The following is a 20,316-nucleotide window of genomic DNA, read 5'->3' as shown; positions in this document are numbered from 1 at the left end:
ACTCTATTGTGATTTTCATAATAGGAGAAAAAAATGGCATCGTCAAGCAGCCTTCACCAAAGTTTTACAAAAATAGACCCGGGTATGGTAGAATGAGACATAATTTTACAAGAACAAAAACTTCTCTGTCTTTTCGAGGGAGTGACTGGATGTTGGGGAATACACAAAAGAACGGAGTGCCGACGGCAAAGCAGAGGCGGACCAAGCGGAGCAAAAAGGGTCTCAAGCTGTGGCTCATGTTGACCGGCAGCATGCTTCTGCTAGCAGCCATCATCGGCGGGGGATATGTCCTCTCCAAGCTGGATGACACGCTGACGGAGGTAACCGAGAACCCGTACAAATTGCCGGATCAGCCCGTAGTCGAACAGCATTACGAAGAAAACAAATCGCTTTCGATCCTGATCATCGGGACGGATACACGCCAGAACATCGGCATGCTGAATACGGATGTTCTCATGCTGGCTGTCGCTGATCCGGATGACAAGAAGGTGAGCATGGTCTCCATTCCGCGGGATACGCGGGTAAAGGTGCCCGGCTACCCGGAATACCACAAGATCAACGGAGTATTCGCCATTGGAGAAGGGCTGAGGCAGCAGGCGGAGAAAAAGGGAGAGCCTGTGACCGAAAACGGTGTGACCATCCTGAAAAAAACGATGGAGAGCATGTTTGGCATCCCGGTCGACCACTATATCCTGCTTGATTTTGAAGGCTTCAAGGCCGTTATCGACAAATTGGGAGGAGTCGAGGTAACTGTCGACCGCGAGCTGGTCTACGAATTGCCGCGCGGGGGTGTTTACCGGACGCTGAGGGCTGGCAAACAGGTGCTGAATGGCGAGCAGGCTCTCGGCTATGTCCGCCATCGTATAGACAGAAGGGGTAGCAAATACGATTCAAGCGATTTCGACCGGAACAGGAGGCAGCAAGAGGTGATCAAAGCCGTTACCGACAAGATGACCTCTGCTGATGGACTGACGAAGGCCCTGGCTGTTTTGGAAACAGCCGGCAAGCATGTGAAAACCGATTTGTCGAAGGATCAAATCAAAGGCTTGGCCATGGATTTCAGCAAATTCTCTTCGAAAGACATCGTTTCGCTTGACAACGGGGCGCTGTGGGATTCCCGCCTGCTGTATACGCTGTGGCCGCGGGAAAACATGAATGAGATCCGCCGCATTCTGCAAAGCGAGCGGGGCGCTCAATCCGAAATCGCGATGAACGACGCTGCGATCGCGGAGGTAGCCCGTGCGGAGCCCCGCAAGCCTTCCGGGGGAACAAAACCGTCCACCGGCAGCGGAAGTCATGCAACTCCGGCTAAGCCGCCGTCCGCAAAGCCGGACTCTGGCTCAACCAAGCAGCAAACGAGTCCGCAGCCTCCGAAGCCCCCAGGTGATATGCAGCCGGATGTCAATACTGCACCGGGAGAAGGGCAAGGTGGTGCGGTTCCTGTTCCGGGAGGTGAAGGTCAGCCTGCGCCGGCAGACATGCCGCCTCCCGACATTGTCAATCCGCAGCAGTGGGTGCCGAGTCCGCCTTCAGCGGGAGCCGACAACGGTCAGACCGGATAGACCGAGGCTGCATTCGAGAAGCGAATAACGAGCATATGGGAAACGGGGGCAGGAGACTGCTCCCTTTTTGTGCTTTCCATCCGCTCGCAAGGAGGGAAGCGGATAGTGTAAAATGAACGGGAACAAGCTTTTCAACAAAACCTGTACAAATAGCATAGGGAGAACGAGGAAATGAAGGTTGTCATAGCAGAAAAGCCGGACCAAGCCATGAAACTGGCCGGCCCCTTTACACATAGAAAAAAGCAGGGATTTCTTGAGATCGCCCCCAATCGCCTGTTTCCCCAGGGGGCGCTCGTCACATGGGCGATCGGCCACATCTGTGAGCTCGTTCCCCCGGAAGCGTACAATCCAGCCTGGAAAAGATGGACACTGCAAAGCCTGCCGCTGATTCCGGAGACGTTTCGCCATCAGGTGACACGGTCCAAAGCCAAGCAGTTTGCCATCATCAAGCAGCTCCTCAGACGGTCTGATGTTCGTGAAATTATCCACGCCGGTGATGCGGGGAGAGAAGGCGAGTTGATCGTCAGGACCATCATCGAACAGTGCGGCGTGAAAAAACCGATGAAGCGCTTGTGGATTTCCTCTCTGACCGAGAAGGCCGTTGTCGCGGGCTTCGAGTCGCTTTTGGACGAAACGGAGACGCAAAACCTGTATCAGGAAGCCTACAGCCGCTCCTGTGCCGACTGGCTGATCGGCATGAACGCCTCCCGTGTCTACACGATTCTGCTGAAGAACAAGGGGATCAACGATGTATTTTCAGCGGGGAGGGTTCAGACCCCGACACTTGCGCTGGTCGTCAAGCGCGAAAAGGAAATCGCGAACTTCAAGCCCGAACCGTTTTGGGAGGTGCTGGCCACTTTTCAGATCGATGGCAAGAAGTACGAGGGCGTCTGGCAAAAGGACGGGCAGTCCCGCATCGACCAGGCGGAGATGGCAGAGCGGATCGCCGCCTTTTGCCGCGGGAAGTCAGCCTCTGTAAAAGAGGTGAAGCAGGAACGGAAGGAGTATTTGCCGCCCTATCTGTTTAATCTCTCGGCATTGCAGGCAACCGCCAACAAGCTCTACAAGTTCTCGCCGCAAAAGACGCTTGAAGTGGCACAGAAGCTCTACCTGAAAGGATATCTTTCCTACCCGCGCTCCGATTCCAGCTTCGTCACCACGGAGGAGGCGCGGACCTTTCCCGATATTCTCGCCAAGCTGGCAAAGCAGCCGGCGTTCAGCGGCTATTTTCCGACGCCCAAGACATCGCTTGCAGGGAACAGCCGCTACGTCAATCAGAAGAAAGTGACGGACCACTATGCGATCATCCCGACGGAGCAGGTGCCGAACGTCGCGAAGCTGCCTGATGAAGAGCGCAAAATTTACGACCTGGTGGCGCGCAGGCTGATCGCCGCCCACTGCGAGAGCGCATTATTTGACTATACGACCGTGCTGACGCTGGTGGAGGGACGGGCAGAGTTCGTCAGCAAGGGAAAGGTTCAGGTGCGTGCCGGTTGGCGAACCGTGTTGTTTGACCAGGAGAAGGACGGCGACGATGAGATTTTGCCGCCGCTTGCAGAGGGCGAAGAGGGCAGCGTGCACAAGGTAAAGGTAAAGGAGAGCAAGACGCAGCCGCCCAAGCGATACACGGAAGGCCAGTTGATCACCTTGATGAAAACGGCGGGCAAGCATTTAGACAACCAGGAGCTGGAAAAGGTCCTGATGAAGACGGAAGGCTTGGGGACGGAAGCGACCAGAGCCGGGATCATCGCCATGCTGAAGCAGCGCAAGTACATCGAGGTAAAACGGAACCAGGTGTTTGCCACGCAAAAAGGCATTCTCTTGATCGAAGTGATTGGAGACAAGATTCTGGCATCCGCCGAGATGACGGCGCGTTGGGAGCAGCGTCTGGCCGAGATTGGCCAGGGACAGGCGTCTGCCCAGGCGTTCATGGAGCAAGTGCGAAAATTGTCCCATAAGATCGTCCAGGACGCCGTGGAGCAATCGAAGGAATGGAACCTGCAGGACTACGATGTCCAGGCCCTGCCCAAACAGGCTTCGCGATTCAGACTCGGCAAAAAGGTGGCCGCCTGCCGGGTATGCGGCGGAGATCTGGTAGACAAGGGAGATTTCTACGGCTGCAGCAACTACCAAAAGACAAAATGCAGCGTGACCATCTCCAAGCAGATCATGGGCAAGAAGATTACCGAAACCAATGCCAAGAAGCTGATGGAGCAGGGCAAAAGCAACAAGATCAAGGGATTTAAAAAAGGACAGGAGAGTTTTGACGCCTATCTGGTTTGGGACGAGGAGGAGAAAAGAGTGAAGGTCGAACAGGACTCGTAATACTGGCGCTGAAGCCTTGAATGGGTGATCGGGGAGCGAAAAGAGTTTCTCTGCCCTGAGTCCTATCGTTTTTTGAAACTTCTTTTGTACTCATCCGTACCTATATAGAGAAAGAGGTACAGCGTCTAAAGTTGTATTTCCAAGTTCCTTATCCGAGGAGGAAAAGACCTATGTCCATTTTTAAAAGACTTCGCGACCTGACCATGTCCAATCTGTATGCGCTTATAGAAAAAGCGGAAGATCCGATTAAAATGACCGACCAATACCTGCGTGACATGCAGGAAGACCTGGCGGAAGCGGAAAAAGCGGTGGCTGCTCAGATCGTTTTGGAAAAGAAATTCAAACAACTGTATGAAGAGCAGGAAGCCCTGGTGAAAAAACGCGATGAGCAGGCCCATGTCGCAGCGCAGGCGAAAAATATCGACCTCGCTCGCCGCGCGCTGGAAGAAAAGAAAGCAGCCGAGCAAAAAATGGCCGAGTACAAAACAAGCTATGAGCAAAACAAGGCTGCTGCCGATATGCTGCGCGAAAAGCTGGAAGAAATGCGCAAGCAGATTACCGAGCTGAAAAACAAACGGGAAACATTGGCTGCACGCGTGAATGCCGCCAAAGCGCAAAAGCAAATCAACCAATCGATGTCCGGGTTCGACTCCAGTACTGCTATGGCCGGGCTGAAGCGCATGGAAGAAAAAGCGATGCAGCTGGAAGCAGAAGCGGAAGCGAGCGGAGAGCTGTACAAGAAACAATCCTCTCTGGACGAAGAAATTGCCAAACTGAGCAAGGATCAGCAGGTTGAAGACGAGCTTGCTGCGCTGATGAAAAAATACGAGGGGTAAGCCGCCTGGGCGGTCCCCCTTTTTTCGTCGCAGGAAGTAACGAAATGATGCGTAATGGACCGATAGTACAACTATTGAAGCCCGTGTCCCCTTGGGCACTGCGTTCAGCCAAGGCTTGGCAAAGCCGGCTTTCTATCAGCAGAGACGGTTGGAGCCGAGGGAAAGACGAAGGCACGGGATTTTCCGGATTGAATGAACTTGATGCGTGGGGGGATTGTCAGTGGCCTGGAGAGAAATTCTCGCCATGCTCGTTTGGACGGGAGCAGGGGCTATCTTGTTGTTTGTGCTCATGTGGATAGATTCCTTGTTTACCAGATACAAAGATTTGACGGAAATGAAAAAAGGCAATGTGGCCGTCACGACGAGATTTGTGATGAAGCTGTTTGCACAGGGATACATTCTGTCGCAGTCGATTGCGACATCCAATGACCTGTGGGAAGCGCTGCTCGTCTCGGTGGTATCTTTTATCATCTTGTTCATTTTGGAATTTGTGGTGGAAAGGCTGTTAAAAACGTTTACAGGCCTGGATCTGGATGAAGGCACCCAGCAGGGAATGGTAGCGTATGCGCTCCTGGCCGGGTCCTTTCATGTCGTTGGAGCATTGATTTTGGGGGCCTGTCTGTAAATGGTTAGATTGAGAGGGGTTCACCAATGAGTGTATGGAAGAGAATCCAAAACATCTTTGCCAAGCATGAGCCTCCTCATGAGGAAGAGAGCTTGCTTGCGATCGGACCGGGAGATGTCATCGAAGTCTCGCTGGAGACCTATCAAGTGACGGGCAAGACCCGCAATCTCAACCGGAACGCTGTGATGCTCACTTTGCAGGATGGCAATCGAGTGCGCTACTTTTTGATTGAAGAGCGGGAGCGGACGGTTTATCAGCTATATGACGTCATTGACGGGCGGCTGGATTCAGTGGATGAAATCCCGAGCACGATTGAATTGGACGATGCCACCTACCATCTGGAGGAGCAATTTTCCGGAAAGGTGACGGCGACGGGAAGCACAGCGTTCCAATCCTCGGGGGAGCAGCATATTTGGCAGTTCCAATCAGATGACCGGCGGCTGCTCAGAATCGAGTGGCAAGACGGACGCATTATGCTGTATGAAGGGGAGAGCATCCTGCCGGCCGACGTGCAGATTATTCGCGGGACGTAAAGGGGGAGAGACATGCGACAGGCACTGTATAAAGCGATCAAGCTCATCCTGGTCCCGGCCCTGTTGCTGCTTGCCTTGTCAGGGTGCAACACCCAATCAGTAGGTGAAACCTATCCGCTGGAATCTGTGATTTCCAAAGACGGAAGCCAGACCTCCCGCGTTTACCGCGCTGAAAATAAAACGGTGCCGGAAGTGGCCAAGGAGTTGTCCGCGCAAAGAGAGCCGGACGAAATCTCCAAAGAGGACGAGAAACACATGTTTCTGGTCTACTCGGATGAATGGTATCATTTGCAGCAGGATGAGGCCAAGCCTTCAGATACGCTCATCGAAGTGGACAGCAAGGAATTTGTTCGACAAAACTACAATCCGTCCTTCCTCGAAGGGTACATCCTTGCAAGCATCCTGAGTGATCTGTTCGATGGCCACAAAAGCTATCCGGGTACGTACCGGGGCTACACGACCAAGGAAGTGTACAAACCGTCAGGGACGTACCGTACACCTACTGCAGAAGAGATAAAGAAGGCTCCGCCGATCACAACGCAGGGAACCGGCAGCATCATCAAACGGGGAGCGAAAGGAAAAGATACGACCGTCGGCTCCGAGGGCAGCATCACCAAGAAGCCGGTGGATACGTCTTCAGGCTCGAGCAAGAAAGGAAAAATTACCCGAACCTCAAGCAAGGGCAGCAGCATTTCTGACAGCAGCTCCAGCAAGAAGTCGTCGATCTTTTCCACGCCCCGAAGCAAATCGCCGCCGCGTACGAAGGTAGGGGGCTACGGACGAATAACCAAGAGAAGATAATCCGTATGAGAAAGATCCGCTTTCAGAAGCGGGTCTTTTTTGTTTGTACATACATGCAGGATTTCCAATCGTAATCGCATGCATTTTTTCATCATCAATAACTGACGGAGAGGAACAGACATTTCTTCTCCTAAAGCTGAGAGGCGGAGAATTGGACGCATTGACCTGTGACCGGAACGATTGTCATACGCAAATAGACGATTTTTATTTACGCGAATCGGGCGATTGCCCAACACCGGGCATGGGTAATTGTCATAGAGTGGTAGTGGTTAGTCAAAGACCTATCCCCAAGGAGGTTCCAGCATTGTACTCCCAGTACCGAGTCTATTATCCGTATGTCAGCCCGTTTGATCCTTGCCCTCCGCAACGAGTGAAGACATATGTGGTTCCGCCGCAGCTATTTATTCACTTCCAACCTCCCAATTTGCCGCAGTTTTCACCTCGTGAGGCGCTATTCCACGGCACACTGTGGCCAGAGCTGTACAGCCCTTATGAAGGACGCGGCGACAGGAGCGAAGGGAGGAGAAAAAAATGAATGAACCAAAGCCTGTTGACGAGCGATACTACCAACTATTGCATCAACTGCAGGCACTCGATTTCGTCTTGGTCGAATTGACGCTCTATCTCGATACACATAGCAATGACGCTGACGCGCTGCAGCAGTTCAACCAAATATCCGAGGAGCGCTGGAAGGTTGCTTGTGAATTTGAAGCAAGCTACGGACCGCTGCTGCAATTTGGTCTCAGTTTTTCTGGTTACCCGTGGCAGTGGAACGACACGCCTTGGCCCTGGCAGGTATAAAGACGAGGAGGAGAACACATCGTGTGGGTGTATGAAAAGAAACTGCAATATCCTGTCCGCGTGAGCAAATGCGATCCGCGTATGGCAAAATTCCTGCTTGAGCAGTACGGGGGCGCGGATGGTGAACTGGCTGCGGCTCTCCGCTATCTGAACCAGCGGTACTCGATTCCTGACAAGGTCATCGGCCTATTGACAGATATCGGGACGGAAGAGTTCGCTCATCTTGAAATGATCGCGACGATGGTCTACAAACTGACGAAAGACGCTACGCCCGAGCAGCTGATAGAAAACGGGCTTGGCGATCATTACGCCAACCACGACAAGGCATTGTTTTATCAAAATGCATCCGGCGTCCCCTGGACTGCAACCTACATCCAAGCCAAGGGCGATCCCATCGCCGACCTCTACGAAGACATCGCCGCAGAGGAAAAAGCGAGAGCGACCTATCAGTGGCTGATCGATATGACCGATGACGTGGATTTGCAGGACGGTCTGAAATTCCTGCGTGAACGGGAGGTCATTCACTCGCTTCGTTTCAGGGAAGCAGTGGAAATACTGAAAGAAGAACGAGATCGGAAAAAGTTTTTCTAGCCCGGGGCCACCGTGGTCAAGACCCCATTTAGTGGACAGTAAGAAAAAACCCGACCGTTAGACCGACAGCTGACGTCTGAATTCAACAGGCGTCAGCCTTTTTAATTTTCGTTGTGGTCGACTTTGGTTGTAGAATTGAATATATTCCTCAATTCGCCTTTGTGCCTCATCCACACTTCGGATATCATAAGGGTAGAGCCCTTCCGTTTTGAGATGCGAGAAGAAGCTCTCCATCGAGGCATTATCATAACAGTTGCCTCTCCGAGACATGCTGATTTGGGCGCCAACCTTCGGCAACATGTCGTGGTAAGCGTAGGACGTGTACTGGAATCCCTGATCGCTGTGAACGATCAGTCCAGTCACGTCTTTCGTCTTTTTAAAGGCTTTCTCAAAGGTCCGTAGGACCAACTGATTGTCGTTGCGAACTCCAATGTGGTAAGCCACAATCTCATTATTAAACAAATCCTTAATAGCAGACAGGTAGAGCCACGTATCCGCGACACGATACTGTGTGACATCGGTTACCCATTTTCGATTAGGTGCATCCGCTTTGAAATTCCGCTGCATCACATTCTCAGCGACTCGTCCACCTTCGGTTGAAGCATAGTGACCTCGATATTTGCGGCGTATTCGAGAACGGAGCTTCATTTCTTGCATCAGACGTAGTACCTTCTTATGGTTGACCCATACCCCGTGATCTCGTAAGAGAAACAGCTGGGTTTGTCGATACCCATATTTACCATCATACTTCTTATAAACTACTTTGATGAGGTCTTTCACGGGCTTGTCCCGGTCCGCTTGTTGCCGTTTCAAGTATGCATAGTATCCACTTCTTGAGACTCCAAACAGCTTGCAAAGTTCACTAGTCGTATACTCACCAGCTACTTGCTTGATCGCCTCATACTTATGGGCTGCACCTCCCGCATCCAGATTTTCAAACACTTTTTTAGCATCGAGTTCTCTCGTTTTAGCTTTTTAACATATCGATCTTGATCAACATATTCTTCACGTCTACCTCGTTGATCCATCAACCCAAATTCGCCTAACTGTTTATATTTTTTCATCCATACTTTAAGCCGGTGGCGGTCCGGAATCCCCAGATGCTCCATGATTCGACGGTATGTCCATCCTTCTTCGATATGCAGTCGTATGGCTTCCACCTTTAATTCGTGAGAATAACTTCTAAACGTTTGCCCCTTTTTCACCATAAAAAATGCACCCCTTAAATTTCATCGGATTTACCAGGGGTTTAATCCAATGTCCATTCTAAGGGGTGCACTTCACCGCACAGGTGGGCTCTTTTCTTTTGAGTTGAAACAGCTATGTAGCCCGAGGTCACTGGAAATAGCTGCTTACGATGTAGAGATTTTCCATAAATTTTCTCCTCGTTCAAGATGCAACAATTTTAAGTGATTCCCTCCAATCAAAACGGTCAAAACGATTTTTGTACGATGATGACGAAAAAGAGCTGTTTACTCGACAAAAGAACAAGCGATATGTTTGCAGCGTTCGACAGTTTTTGTCTGCCACTTCCGCTATGATTGCAATGGTGATTGATCCGTAAACAGTCTTCGTGGGATAGGAGAGAAGAACTACATATGGGAATACGACAGAAGGGAGCGATGTACGGTGCTCATTCAACCAGTTCCAATCCATTCACAGTCGAAGTCCGATTCTCAGGAGAGCCCGTGTCCGTTTGGCCACAACAGAATCTTGACTGCTGTAAAAAGACCTGACGCCTTCTGTGTAAAGTGGGAAATAGGCGCAGCCCGGCTGCGGATGATTGCTTCCTACCTGCAGGCTGACGAACAAGAAGTAGCCCAAGGGCTTCGTGTGTACGATGCCACGAATCTGCGAATAAATGGCAAACCTCCTCATCCGATCAGAGAGATTTGCGTGCAGGCGGATACAAGGGAAACTGTTGTTGATCGCTTGCGCCCGGGTGGAACGTATCTCGTTGATTTCGGATTATTTCACGATAGACGATTTTGTCCTGTCCTGCGCTCGGAGCCAGTGACGATGCCAGCGAGGAATCAGATGTTTTGGCAAAGACTGCATGCGGGAGGCAGCCGATAGAGGACAAATTCATTTCAAGCAGTAAATCCGCCGTTTTGTTCTATTGGCCGGAAAATCGGAATAGAGTAAACGTACGCTTCTTTCCCGGGGGTTCCGGATGATTGTGCAAACAAGGAGGTACCGTGGATGAAGGCTGTAATCTTGGCGGACGGAAAGGGCGAAGAGCTCCTTCCATTGACCGTGCGTACTCCAAAAGCGATGGTACCGCTATTGAATCGCCCGTGCATGGAGTACACGGTCGAGCTCTTAAAGCAGCATGGCATTACAGATATTGCCGTTTCGCTAGAGTACCTTCCCGAGCTGGTTCGGGATTACTTTGGCGACGGTTCCCGGTTCGGCGTTGCACTTACCTATTTTGAGGAGCAGAGGCTGTCTGCAGGCGATGAAAAAAATCGGCAGAGCCTTGCGGAATTTCTGAATGATACAAGCGTCGTCATTCGCGGAGACATCTTGACCGACTGCAATCTGTCGGAAGCCATTGGCTTCCATCGGGAAAGGCGTTCGATGGCGACTCTGGTGCTGTCTGGTGACGAGTCTCGTTTACAAGGTCTCCACGTATGGACAAATCGGGAAGACAACGTAACAGGGGTTGCGGAACAATCAGTCGAAGAAGGCAGTTTTGCCTTGGGTACGGGAATTGTGTTGATAGAGCCGGAGATTTTTTCGCTGCTTGAGGATGAAGGCGAACTAGCGGAACCGGAACAGCTTGTTCACTCGCTTTTCCAACAGGGAATCCCTCTGAGCGGTTATGTCATGAAGGCGTATTGGTCGAAAATACACTCGCTGATGGAATACAAGCAGGTTCAATGCGATCTGCTGGACGGCAAGGTGGACAGGGCTATCCCCGCGAGGCAGCTGGCTCCCGGAATTTATGTGGAGGGAGATCTTGCAATCGATGCCTCTGTGAGATTGGAAGGACCGCTCCTGATCGGAAAAGGGGTCCACCTGCAAACAGGGACATCGGTTGGGGCTTACTCTGTCATCGGGAGCCGATCTGTCGTAGCAGAAGGGTCAGCATTGACACAAACGATCCTCTGGGAAAACAGCTATATCGGGATGCAAGCGGATGTGTCGGGCAGTATCCTCGGGAGAAACACAAGCATCGGCGATTGCGTCCTGCTCGGGGAGAACACAGTCGTGGGGGATGGTTGCCGCATCGGACGCGCAGCCAGTGTCAAAGCCGGTGTGCTGATCTGGCCCCACAAAGGAATTGAGGAAGGAGCAACGGTGAACCATACGGTTATTTTCGGCAATACGCAGCCGAGGAGGTTGTTTGACAGCCAAGGCATTACGGGGATAGGGAATGTTGACATAACCCCGGAGTTTGTTTCCCGACTGGCTGCTGCCTACGCCTATCAGCTTCCGCCGGGGAGCCGAATAGCGCTTTGCGCTTGCGATCATCCATTTGCTCAATTGCTCAAGCATAGCGTCATGACCAGCCTATGTGCAGCAGGGATTGATACAATCGATTTCGGTGTCGGTATTGCGCCTCAGCTTCGCTATGGTGTACAAAGCCTTTCCTGCACCGGCGGCATCCATATCCAGATGGCAAAGCAGCATGGAGAAAAGCAGGTAACGCTTCGATTTGCGGATCAAGACGGACTGCCCATCAACCGTGAGATGCAGCAAAGCATCGAGTTGTCATGTAGACAGGAGATGTACGCTCGTTCCCTGGGGCGCTTGGGTCAGTTGCATGTGGAGCATCGCGTTTGGGATGCGTATAAACAGGCATTGTTTATGCAAGTCGATGGCGGAACAATCAAGCACAGGGGATATACAGTGCTGGTTGAATGTGAATCCCGTTTTTTGCTTAGCCTTTTATATCCTTTATTCACTGAACTGGGAATGACCGCTTTGGTTGGCTCGATTGCCGACGGCGTCAGCAGCTATCAGGCGGATATGGGCGTACGGCTTCTGCAAAGCGGGGAAGCGCTCGAGCTGTTTTCCCATACGGGCGAGCGGTTGACGGAGGACCAGCTTGCCGATCTGCAAATGATCTTTAGCGAGACGAGAAGCGAGGGAACCAATGAGGCCCGTTTCCATCCGAAGCTGGATGCTGTCTACATACTCATGTGCATCGTAGATTACCTTTGCAAAAAGGAGCTTTCGCTGGCGGATTTGGTTCTTCAGAGACGGGCTGCGCTCCGTTTGCAGTGAGGCAAAAGATAGCCGGTTGTCCATGGTTATCAGGGGGAAAATCGCGGCGTAAAATGTGGGAGGAAGGAAATCTGCAGCCTTTCCATTTTAAATGGATCCATAAAGGAGACGAGAGAAATGAAGCAAGAGAGCTGAGGTGAAACAATGTGACTGCAATACGCTTTGGCACGGACGGCTGGCGAGCCATCGTAGCTGATGAGTTTACGATGGAAAATGTACGGGTCGTGGCCCAAGCCATTGCTGCTTATACGAAGGGAATCGGTCAGGAGGAGCAAGGCATTATCATCGGTCATGACACCAGGTTTTTGGGTAGACGCTTTGCACTTGCCGTTGCCGGTGTCCTGGCCGCCAATGGCATTCGGACGTATTTGGCAAACGAATCCGTCCCGACGCCTGTTGTCGCTTTTGGAGTCAAGCATTTTGCCGTCAGCGGGGCGATTATGATCACGGCCAGTCATAATCCTCCCGAATACAACGGCATCAAGTATATACCCGATTACGCGGGACCGGCAACGCCGGAGATTACCGAGAGACTGGAGGAGGAAATTCAGCGCATTCAAAACGGGGGAGAAGTGCTGTCGATCACCCCTGAGGAAGCAGTAGCCCGCAGGCTTCTTGAAGTAATTGTGCTGCGTCCCCACTACGAAGCCCATCTGCGTCGCATGATCCATTTTGACAAGATGAGGCAGGCGCATCTTCGTGTTGTGGTCGATCCCATGCACGGTGCCGGGATTGGCTATGTCAGCCGCATGCTTGCAGAAGCAGGCGTAGAAACCTGCGGGATTCGGGAAACAGCTGATCCATTTTTCGGCGGACAGCTGCCCGAGCCAAAGGATCAGCACCTTTCTTTGCTCAAGCAGGAGGTCATCAAGCAGAAAGCGGCATTGGGACTCGCCAATGACGGCGATGCGGATCGCTTTGGCGTCGTGGACCGGTTCGGCCAGTATTTGACGCCCAATGCCATCCTCGTTCTGGTCGCCTATCATCTCGTAAAAAACAGGGGGCTTCGCGGCAGAATCGTTCGGACGGTCGCTACTACTCATTTGCTCGATCGGTTGGCGGAGCGTTACGATCTGGAGCTGGTGGAGACGCCTGTCGGGTTCAAGTACATCGGTGCCCAAATGATGCGAGGCGACGTGCTGCTGGGCGGAGAGGAAAGCGGGGGTGCCAGTATTTTGGGTCACATCCCGGAAAAGGATGGCGTCCTGATCAACCTGCTCTTGGCGGAGATGTGTGCGTGGGAAAAGAAAGGCATCGACCAGACGCTGCGGGACGTGTATGACGAAATTGGCGAACTGTTCAGTACGCGTATGGACATCCGGTTGCCGGAGAAAACGCCTTGGCTGGAGCAAATCAGGACCGTTTCTCCTGCAAAAGTGGGACCTTATGCTGTCACAGGCGTGAACAGAATGGACGGGATCAAGCTCTTGCTCCAGGGAGGACACTGGGTCCTGATCCGCCCGTCCGGTACAGAGCCGCTTTTGCGGATTTATTGCGAGGCAGCGAGTGTCGGAGCGCTGAACAAGATAACGGAAGCCATCCGCGAGTGGTTTTCGTAGCCAGCAACGCGTAGAATCGGCGGCCCTTTCACTTTTTCCGGTGAAAGGGCCTTTTTGGTGCGCCCAGCATGGGCGATAGCTATAGGGTGAAAGTCCCGAACGGGGGTTGGCTGTACCAACCGTTAGCTCAAGGCAAGGGTGTCGACCGCGAGGTCGAATCTGAAGGAAGCCGGCGGCAAAATCCCGACCTGAGGTACACGAACCCAATTTGAGGCTGTTGTATCCGGGCGAGTCTGCCAAACAAGACAAAGCCCCATACAGCCAAGGGATACAGTAGTAAACTTGGGCAGGTACATGGGATGAAAGTTATCGTTCTTACCTGGGGAGGTCTGCATGAAACGCCTTCAACTGTTGGTAACCGTCTCCGTAAGGAGACGCTGAACATGCAGAAGTCAGCAGAGGCCATAGTACCCGAGTAGAGGACGCTTGAATGGGGAAGGGCCGAACATCAAGTCAGCATGCGATCCATGTCTTTTGATACGGTACGTCGAAGCAGAATTCTGTCAAGGAACTACTTTTGAAGAGCAGGGGTGAAGCCCCGAGGGTACAAAAGAGGGCTGAGTATCGTACAGCAAGCACGGAGTCCGCATGTGCGAAGGAAGGAACATCATTATGGATTTGCTGGAAAAAGTCTTATCACGGGAAAACTTACGGATGGCACTCCAACGAGTGGAGGAAAACAAAGGTGTCGGTGGAGTCGATGGTGTTTCAACCGAACAACTACGCGATTATCTACGTGAACACTGGCAAGCCATCCGCGAGAAGATGGAAAGGGGAACCTATAGACCTTCACCTGTTCGCAGAGTCGAAATCCCGAAACCTGACGGTGGTGTAAGGTTATTAGGCATTCCCACCGTGGTAGACCGCTTTATTCAGCAGGCCATCCTCCAAGTGTTAACGCCGATCTTCGACCCCACCTTCTCGGAATCTAGCTATGGGTTCCGTCCAAAACGTAGCGCTCACATGGCAGTAAGGAAAGCGCAAGCGTATATCTCCGAAGGATATCGTTTCGTGGTGGACATCGATCTAGAGAAATTCTTTGATCGCGTAAATCATGATATTCTAATGAGCCGTGTGGCTCGAAAAGTTCAGGACAAGAGAATTTTAAGACTGATTCGTTCCTACTTGAATGCGGGGATCATGATAAATGGCGTCTGTACAACATCAAGTGAAGGAACACCGCAAGGTGGGCCGTTAAGCCCACTTTTGGCAAATATCCTACTTGATGATTTGGACAAGGAACTCGAAAAGAGAGGCCACCGTTTCTGCCGCTACGCAGACGATTGTAATATCTACGTGAAAACAAAACGGGCAGGGGAACGAGTAAAGAAGAGTATTCAAAACCACTTGGAGAAGGTACTAAGGCTAAAAGTAAATGAGGAGAAAAGCGCGATAGACCGACCATGGAAACGAAAATTCTTGGGCTTTAGTTTTACCTTTGCAAAACAGACAAGGATTCGCATCCACCCCAAATCCCTCCTCAAGCTAAAAGAGAAAATCCGCACGATCACGAATCCGGTGTGGAGCATCTCGATGGAGAAGCGGATTGAAAGAATAAATCAGTACCTCATGGGCTGGATTGGATATTTCGCCCTTGCAGACGCGAAGGGCATTCTACAATCCATTGAGGAATGGACAAGGCGCAGGCTCCGTCTTTGTTTGTGGATGCAGTGGAAACGCGTGAGAACCAGATATCGAGAACTTCGTTCTCTTGGCATATCTCACGTAAAAGCCATTGAAATTGCAAATACCCGCAAGGGTGCATGGCGTACCACAAAATCTCCGCATATACACAAAGCCCTCGGCATTGCCTACTGGCAACAACAAGGGCTGAAAAGCTTAGTGCAACGATATTCTCAAATTCGTCAAGCTTGGTGAACCGCCGTATACCGAACGGTACGTACGGTGGTGTGAGAGGACGGGGGTTAGTCGCCCCCTCCTACTCGATTGAGTTGCCGACCGTTTTGGCGTTTTGCTAGAATCAAAAGAAGCTATCTTGGTCTCGTTCGACCCGCCCAATAAATCTTGTCTGGAGGAACGAGTGGATGCTTTTTTTGCATCAGACTGCCAAATGCCAGCTTTTTACTCATGAAAGAAGTGGACACATGCGCATTCATCGGGATGTATTAACCCCCTTTTTGCAAACGGTAAAAATAGAAAGTCGCTCACCGGATGATCCTGTGGTCGTTCTGTCGACCCCCTATCCATGGGAATTGGTCGGTACGGGAAATTATGCGGCCGTATTCGGACATCCCGATTATCCCGACGTCGTCGTCAAGCTGTACGCACCGGGACGGCCGGGTTGGGAACAAGAGGTCGAGGTCTACCGGAAACTGGGGGAGACACGTTCGTTCCCGGTATGCTACCAGGCGGAGCCGCACTATCTGGTCTTGAAGCGGATACGCGGCATTTCCTTGTACGATTGCTTCCGCTACGGGATTCCCGTCCCTCCCCAGGTGATCGAGGATGTGGAGGAGGCGTTGCAGGAGGCCCGCTCGAAAGGCCTGTTTCCACATGACGTTCACGGCAAAAACGTCTTGATGGACCGAGGCCGCGGCTATTTGATTGACGTCTCCGACTACTACAAGAGCGACAAGCCGGACAGCAAGTGGCGTGATCTGCGAAAAGCGTACTACCGGTTTTATTTGCCGTTTATCAAAGACCGCGGCTGGAAAATGCCGCTCTGGCTTTTGGAAGGAATCCGAAGAGGGTATCGCTATTACAAAAAGCTGTCCAGGCTGCTGCGAAAGTAAGTGGCCGAGAGGCGAGATTGTTGAGCTATTCCACCTATGGTACAATAATATTTTGACGTGAATCTTTTGCGGCTGTCTGTAGTCGGGACTTAAGGAGGACTTCCATTTATGTACTTTATCATCGCTGCCGCCATTATTGCGCTTGACCAGTGGACAAAGTCTCTGGTGGTAAAACATATGGAGCTGGGACAGTCGATTCCCTTGATTCAGGATGTGCTTCATTTGACATCTCATCGCAACACGGGAGCGGCTTTCGGCATCCTTGCGAACCAACGAATGCTGTTCGTTGTGATCACGATCGCGGTCGTGGTCGGCATTTTGATCTCGCTTATTCGGATCGGCAAGTCCCAACCGCGTGTTTCACTTGCGCTTTCGATGGTTTTAGGCGGAGCGATCGGCAACTTTATTGACCGCGTCACCACAGGGAAAGTAGTTGACTTTGTCGATGTGACCGTGATCAACTTCCCGATTTTCAACGTAGCCGACATGGCGATTACCATCGGTGTGGGGCTGCTTTTGCTCGATGTTCTGCTGGATAGCAAGCGCAAGGCCGTTTAATGGATAAACGGATATTGACGGATACTAGAGTGACTACACCAGAGGAGAGTATCATGGACGATTTGGAGCTGTTTGAAAGGTATGACTGGGTGGCAGAGCCATCGGATGCAAAAGAGCGCATCGATAAATTTATTACCGGGCAAAACGAGGAGTGGTCCCGCTCTCAGGTGCAGGCCTGGATCAAGGAAGGCCGAGTCTTTGTAAACGGAGAGCCGATCAAAAGCAACTACAAGCTGTCTGCCGACGATGAGGTGACGCTGCGCGTACCGCCGCCGAAAGAAATGGAGATCCAGGCGGAGCAGATGGCGCTGGATATTGTTTATGAGGACAGCGATGTCGTGGTCGTCAACAAACCGCGGGGCTTGGTCGTCCATCCGGCACCGGGACACTATTCGGGGACATTGGTGAACGGCCTGCTTGCCCATTGCAAGGATTTGTCCGGGATCAACGGCGTCCTCAGACCGGGTATTGTCCACCGGATCGACAAGGACACGTCGGGACTGTTGATGGTGGCAAAAAACGACAAGGCGCATCTGTCGCTTGCCCATCAATTGAAGGAGCATACCGTAGACCGCAAGTACGTGGCGATCGTACACGGGGTCATCCCGCACGAGATGGGAACGATTGACGCGCCGATTGGCCGTGATCCGAAAAATCGCCAGCAGATGGCAGTCGTCTTTGAGAACAGCAAGCCGGCCGTGACTCATTTTGTCGTGCTGGAACGCTTCAAAGAGTATACACTCGTTGAGCTGAAGCTGGAGACGGGCAGAACCCATCAAATCCGTGTACATATGAAGTACATTGGCTACCCGCTGGCTGGAGATCCGAAGTACGGACCGAAGAACACGCTTGATCTGGATGGACAAGCGCTCCACGCCAAAACATTGGGCTTTGACCACCCGCGAACAGGGGAGCGCCTGCAGTTCGAAGCGCCGCTGCCAGAAGAAATGGTCGATGTGATCGATTATTTGCGGCAAGCGTAAAGCGTACGATTGGAAGGGCTTTTTCAAGATGATCACAGTAACGGAGGCAAAGGTATGCTGCGAAGACTGGCACATGTCACGCTGTACGTGAGGGACTGCGAAGAGGCGCTGCAATTCTACACGGAAAAGCTGGGCTTTGAGGTGCGGATGAGTGCCAAAATGGACTCGGGAGCCTGGTGGCTGACGGTCGGACTCCCGGGGCAGGAAGTGGAAATTGTGCTGCACGACCCGACGCATTGGCACGATCAGGAGACGGCGGAACAAATGCTGGCCCTGGTAGGGAAAAATCCGATGTGGGTGTGGGAGACGGATCGGTTTGACGAGACGTATGCGACATTCCGCGAACGGGGAGTGCACTTTGTCACTGAGCCGCGTGATCAGATGTACGGGCGCGAAGCCATTTTTGCCGATCTGTACGGAAATCTGTTTTTGTTGATGGAGCCAGCCTTGGTATAGGTGTCACATAAAAGCGATGCGATTGGAAAACGCTAGGGATTGAGAAATCATTTCCCTGGCGTTTTTTGTTTGGGAGGTAACAAAAGACAGCCGAAATGCGTCGTACGATTGAACAAGAATGAGGGAGGCAAATGCGATGCGGAAGTGTGTTTCCATCCTGTCCGGTATCGTTTGCGCAGCAGTTGTGCTGTTTGCTGGCAGCGGTATCGGCAGTGCAGCCGAACAAATCCTGACACCTGAGAGAATATTTGAGGCGAGCGTACCTGCAAGAGTGGCGTTTACCAGCAACGCGCAATTATGGCTGCTGGACGGCAGTGACCCGAAGGCAAAACCCAAGCAGATCACGACAACCGGTGCAGTGGAGATTGCAGGATGGTCGCCAGACGGAAAATGGCTGTTTTACTTGCACAACCAAAATCCGGCTGATGCTTCATCCGGAAATGTTCTGTGGGCAGTGAAAGCGGATGGATCCGGAGCCTTTCAGGTGGACCCGCGCCGGGTTCTGGAGAAACCGAAATGGGCGAGTGATGCAAAGACCTTTGCATACATGGTTCAATCCACTCAAACAGGTGGTCCAGACAATGCCTATTCTCCCGAGTTCGTCGTGGCAAGACTGGATGGGGAGCGGGTACAGAAGCTGTTGGAGCAAAGGCGGGAGATTGAGGATTTTGCCTGGCTGCCGGATGGAAAGCGTCTGCTTGTGTCTGTTCCTGCTGCAAAGGGGCGTCCTATTACTTTGGAGTTGACCGATCTTGCAGGGAAAAAGCTGGCCGCCTATGCGCTGGGGGGGCCGCCGAATGTCGAGGAAGGCATCTATCCGTATTCGGCCGAAGGACTCACATTGTCCCCTGACGGCAAACGGGTGGCCTACTATGTCCGGGTTTCATCGGGCTCACTGTCGGCCGATGGCGTAAGCATTCAGCTTTTTGACCTGACGAAGCCGGACCGAAAGCCGGTCGAGATCGGGGTGGGGCTGGCTTATCCGGAATGGTTCTCCTGGTCGCCGGATAGTTCCCGATTGGCTTTTATCGACGGGAGCGGACGCATCGCAACGGAAAACAAACATCTGACCCTTGCAGATAAAGACGGCAAGATTGTACATGCAGGACAGCCTGGCAAAGTGGACGCCCTTCCGCGTTGGCCCGAGAAAGCAGCGGACAGCTTGTATTTTGCGAGAGGGTTTGAAAATGCGAAATGGCTCGGGAATTACGATCCGAAACAGCTTCTTATCTCCGGACAACGAATCTGGATGCGAGATACGCAAGGCCGTGCGCTGCCAGTCACCAAGGGACCCGAGGGTACAGCCGATACGTATCCCCACCCTTCTCCAGACGGAAAGCAGCTGATCTTTGTCCGATTGGATGGAGATGAGCATGGCTCTGTCTACGCTCGCACAACGGATGGGCAAGAGAAAGAGCTGGTTCGCCATGTGACGGGTGACCCGGGATACTATGCGAATTATTTGCCCGAATGGGTGGGAGTTTACTGGATTCAATCTGAGTGAAATGATTCGAGGAATATGAAAAAGTGTTGACACCTTGCCCGATTCATGACATAATGTGTTCTGACGAATCGAGAACCTTTAAATCCAGTCCCGTGAGGCTGGCAAGGGCACGGATACAAGCATGGACAAAAGAGAATGGGGCTCTGCCGCTTTTCTTCTGTCATGCCCAGTGGCTTCTTGTCAACCGGCAAGAAGC

At 52.1% G+C, this 20,316-nt stretch carries 20 protein-coding genes; 18 read left to right on the top strand and 2 right to left on the bottom strand.

The window, feature by feature from the left end; translation table 11 throughout:
• Positions 1-149 precede the first annotated feature (149 nt).
• The 9 genes from NSQ24_RS16860 (at position 150) to NSQ24_RS16820 (ending at position 8,074) form a co-directional block, all read left to right on the top strand.
• Positions 150-1,562: an LCP family protein gene (locus NSQ24_RS16860; RefSeq protein WP_122958260.1), complete on the top strand. Its 1,413-nt coding sequence runs from the start codon at positions 150-152 to the stop codon at positions 1,560-1,562.
• Positions 1,563-1,733: 171 nt separating this feature from the next.
• Positions 1,734-3,887, top strand: a complete 2,154-nt coding sequence (locus NSQ24_RS16855) for a DNA topoisomerase III (RefSeq protein WP_003386221.1) — start codon at positions 1,734-1,736, stop codon at positions 3,885-3,887.
• A gap of 170 nt (positions 3,888-4,057) precedes the next feature.
• Positions 4,058-4,723, top strand: coding sequence for a PspA/IM30 family protein (locus NSQ24_RS16850; RefSeq protein ID WP_024984277.1), 666 nt, complete (start codon positions 4,058-4,060; stop codon positions 4,721-4,723).
• A 220-nt stretch (positions 4,724-4,943) separates the two neighbouring features.
• Positions 4,944-5,348: a DUF350 domain-containing protein gene (locus tag NSQ24_RS16845; RefSeq protein WP_003386219.1), complete on the top strand. Its 405-nt coding sequence runs from the start codon at positions 4,944-4,946 to the stop codon at positions 5,346-5,348.
• 26 nt (positions 5,349-5,374) lie between these two features.
• Positions 5,375-5,881: a DUF4178 domain-containing protein gene (locus NSQ24_RS16840; protein WP_003386218.1), complete on the top strand. Its 507-nt coding sequence runs from the start codon at positions 5,375-5,377 to the stop codon at positions 5,879-5,881.
• A gap of 12 nt (positions 5,882-5,893) precedes the next feature.
• Positions 5,894-6,682 (top strand): DUF4247 domain-containing protein, encoded by a 789-nt coding sequence (locus NSQ24_RS16835; RefSeq protein WP_003386217.1) that lies wholly within the window; start codon positions 5,894-5,896, stop codon positions 6,680-6,682.
• A gap of 304 nt (positions 6,683-6,986) precedes the next feature.
• Positions 6,987-7,217, top strand: coding sequence for a spore coat associated protein CotJA (locus NSQ24_RS16830; protein WP_003386215.1), 231 nt, complete (start codon positions 6,987-6,989; stop codon positions 7,215-7,217).
• Positions 7,214-7,483 carry a spore coat protein CotJB gene (locus tag NSQ24_RS16825; protein ID WP_003386213.1) on the top strand — a complete coding sequence of 90 codons (270 nt, stop codon included), beginning with the start codon at positions 7,214-7,216 and terminating at the stop codon, positions 7,481-7,483. Before NSQ24_RS16830 ends, NSQ24_RS16825 begins: the two co-directional genes overlap by 4 nt.
• A gap of 21 nt (positions 7,484-7,504) precedes the next feature.
• Entirely contained in the window at positions 7,505-8,074 is a 570-nt protein-coding gene (locus NSQ24_RS16820) for a manganese catalase family protein (protein WP_024984275.1), read from the top strand.
• Between the two features lie 57 nt (positions 8,075-8,131).
• Here NSQ24_RS16820 and NSQ24_RS16815 read toward each other — a convergent pair whose 3' ends face one another.
• Both NSQ24_RS16815 and NSQ24_RS16810 read right to left on the bottom strand, forming a co-directional pair.
• The gene (locus tag NSQ24_RS16815) at positions 8,132-9,016 is read right to left on the bottom strand and encodes an IS3 family transposase (RefSeq protein WP_155808033.1); all 885 of its coding nucleotides are present in this window, start codon (positions 9,014-9,016) and stop codon (positions 8,132-8,134) included.
• Positions 8,956-9,282 carry a helix-turn-helix domain-containing protein gene (locus NSQ24_RS16810; protein ID WP_024985204.1) on the bottom strand — a complete coding sequence of 109 codons (327 nt, stop codon included), beginning with the start codon at positions 9,280-9,282 and terminating at the stop codon, positions 8,956-8,958. The genes NSQ24_RS16815 and NSQ24_RS16810 overlap by 61 nt, the downstream gene beginning before the upstream one ends.
• 421 nt (positions 9,283-9,703) lie before the next feature.
• Here NSQ24_RS16810 and NSQ24_RS16805 point away from each other — a divergent pair, with 421 nt between their 5' ends.
• The 9 genes from NSQ24_RS16805 to NSQ24_RS16765 all read left to right on the top strand — a co-directional run bounded on the left by NSQ24_RS16805 (position 9,704) and on the right by NSQ24_RS16765 (position 20,120).
• Positions 9,704-10,150 carry a DUF4912 domain-containing protein gene (locus NSQ24_RS16805; protein ID WP_024982951.1) on the top strand — a complete coding sequence of 149 codons (447 nt, stop codon included), beginning with the start codon at positions 9,704-9,706 and terminating at the stop codon, positions 10,148-10,150.
• A 126-nt stretch (positions 10,151-10,276) separates the two neighbouring features.
• Positions 10,277-12,307: a sugar phosphate nucleotidyltransferase gene (locus tag NSQ24_RS16800; protein WP_051925555.1), complete on the top strand. Its 2,031-nt coding sequence runs from the start codon at positions 10,277-10,279 to the stop codon at positions 12,305-12,307.
• A gap of 146 nt (positions 12,308-12,453) precedes the next feature.
• The gene (locus NSQ24_RS16795; protein ID WP_339166261.1) at positions 12,454-13,866 is read left to right on the top strand and encodes a phosphoglucomutase/phosphomannomutase family protein; all 1,413 of its coding nucleotides are present in this window, start codon (positions 12,454-12,456) and stop codon (positions 13,864-13,866) included.
• A 612-nt stretch (positions 13,867-14,478) separates the two neighbouring features.
• Complete coding sequence (gene ltrA, locus NSQ24_RS16790) at positions 14,479-15,744, top strand: group II intron reverse transcriptase/maturase (protein ID WP_024985202.1); 1,266 nt, start codon at positions 14,479-14,481, stop codon at positions 15,742-15,744.
• A 227-nt stretch (positions 15,745-15,971) separates the two neighbouring features.
• Positions 15,972-16,619, top strand: a complete 648-nt coding sequence (locus NSQ24_RS16785) for a serine/threonine protein kinase (protein WP_031932973.1) — start codon at positions 15,972-15,974, stop codon at positions 16,617-16,619.
• 108 nt (positions 16,620-16,727) lie between these two features.
• On the top strand, positions 16,728-17,177 hold the full coding sequence (gene lspA, locus NSQ24_RS16780; protein WP_003386201.1) for a signal peptidase II: 450 nt from the start codon (positions 16,728-16,730) through the stop codon (positions 17,175-17,177).
• 53 nt (positions 17,178-17,230) lie between these two features.
• Positions 17,231-18,160 (top strand): RluA family pseudouridine synthase, encoded by a 930-nt coding sequence (locus NSQ24_RS16775; protein ID WP_031932972.1) that lies wholly within the window; start codon positions 17,231-17,233, stop codon positions 18,158-18,160.
• Between the two features lie 54 nt (positions 18,161-18,214).
• Positions 18,215-18,616, top strand: coding sequence for a VOC family protein (locus NSQ24_RS16770; protein WP_003386199.1), 402 nt, complete (start codon positions 18,215-18,217; stop codon positions 18,614-18,616).
• 136 nt (positions 18,617-18,752) lie between these two features.
• On the top strand, positions 18,753-20,120 hold the full coding sequence (locus tag NSQ24_RS16765) for a hypothetical protein (RefSeq protein WP_339166258.1): 1,368 nt from the start codon (positions 18,753-18,755) through the stop codon (positions 20,118-20,120).
• The last annotated feature ends 196 nt before the right edge of the window (positions 20,121-20,316 follow it).

Origin of the sequence: Brevibacillus sp. FSL L8-0520 (genome assembly GCF_037963895.1) — a bacterium.
In the GTDB taxonomy this organism is placed as follows: Bacteria; Bacillota; Bacilli; order Brevibacillales; family Brevibacillaceae; genus Brevibacillus; species Brevibacillus borstelensis.
Note: the sequence above shows the minus strand (reverse complement) of the source record. Positions and strands in the feature narration are given on the sequence as shown.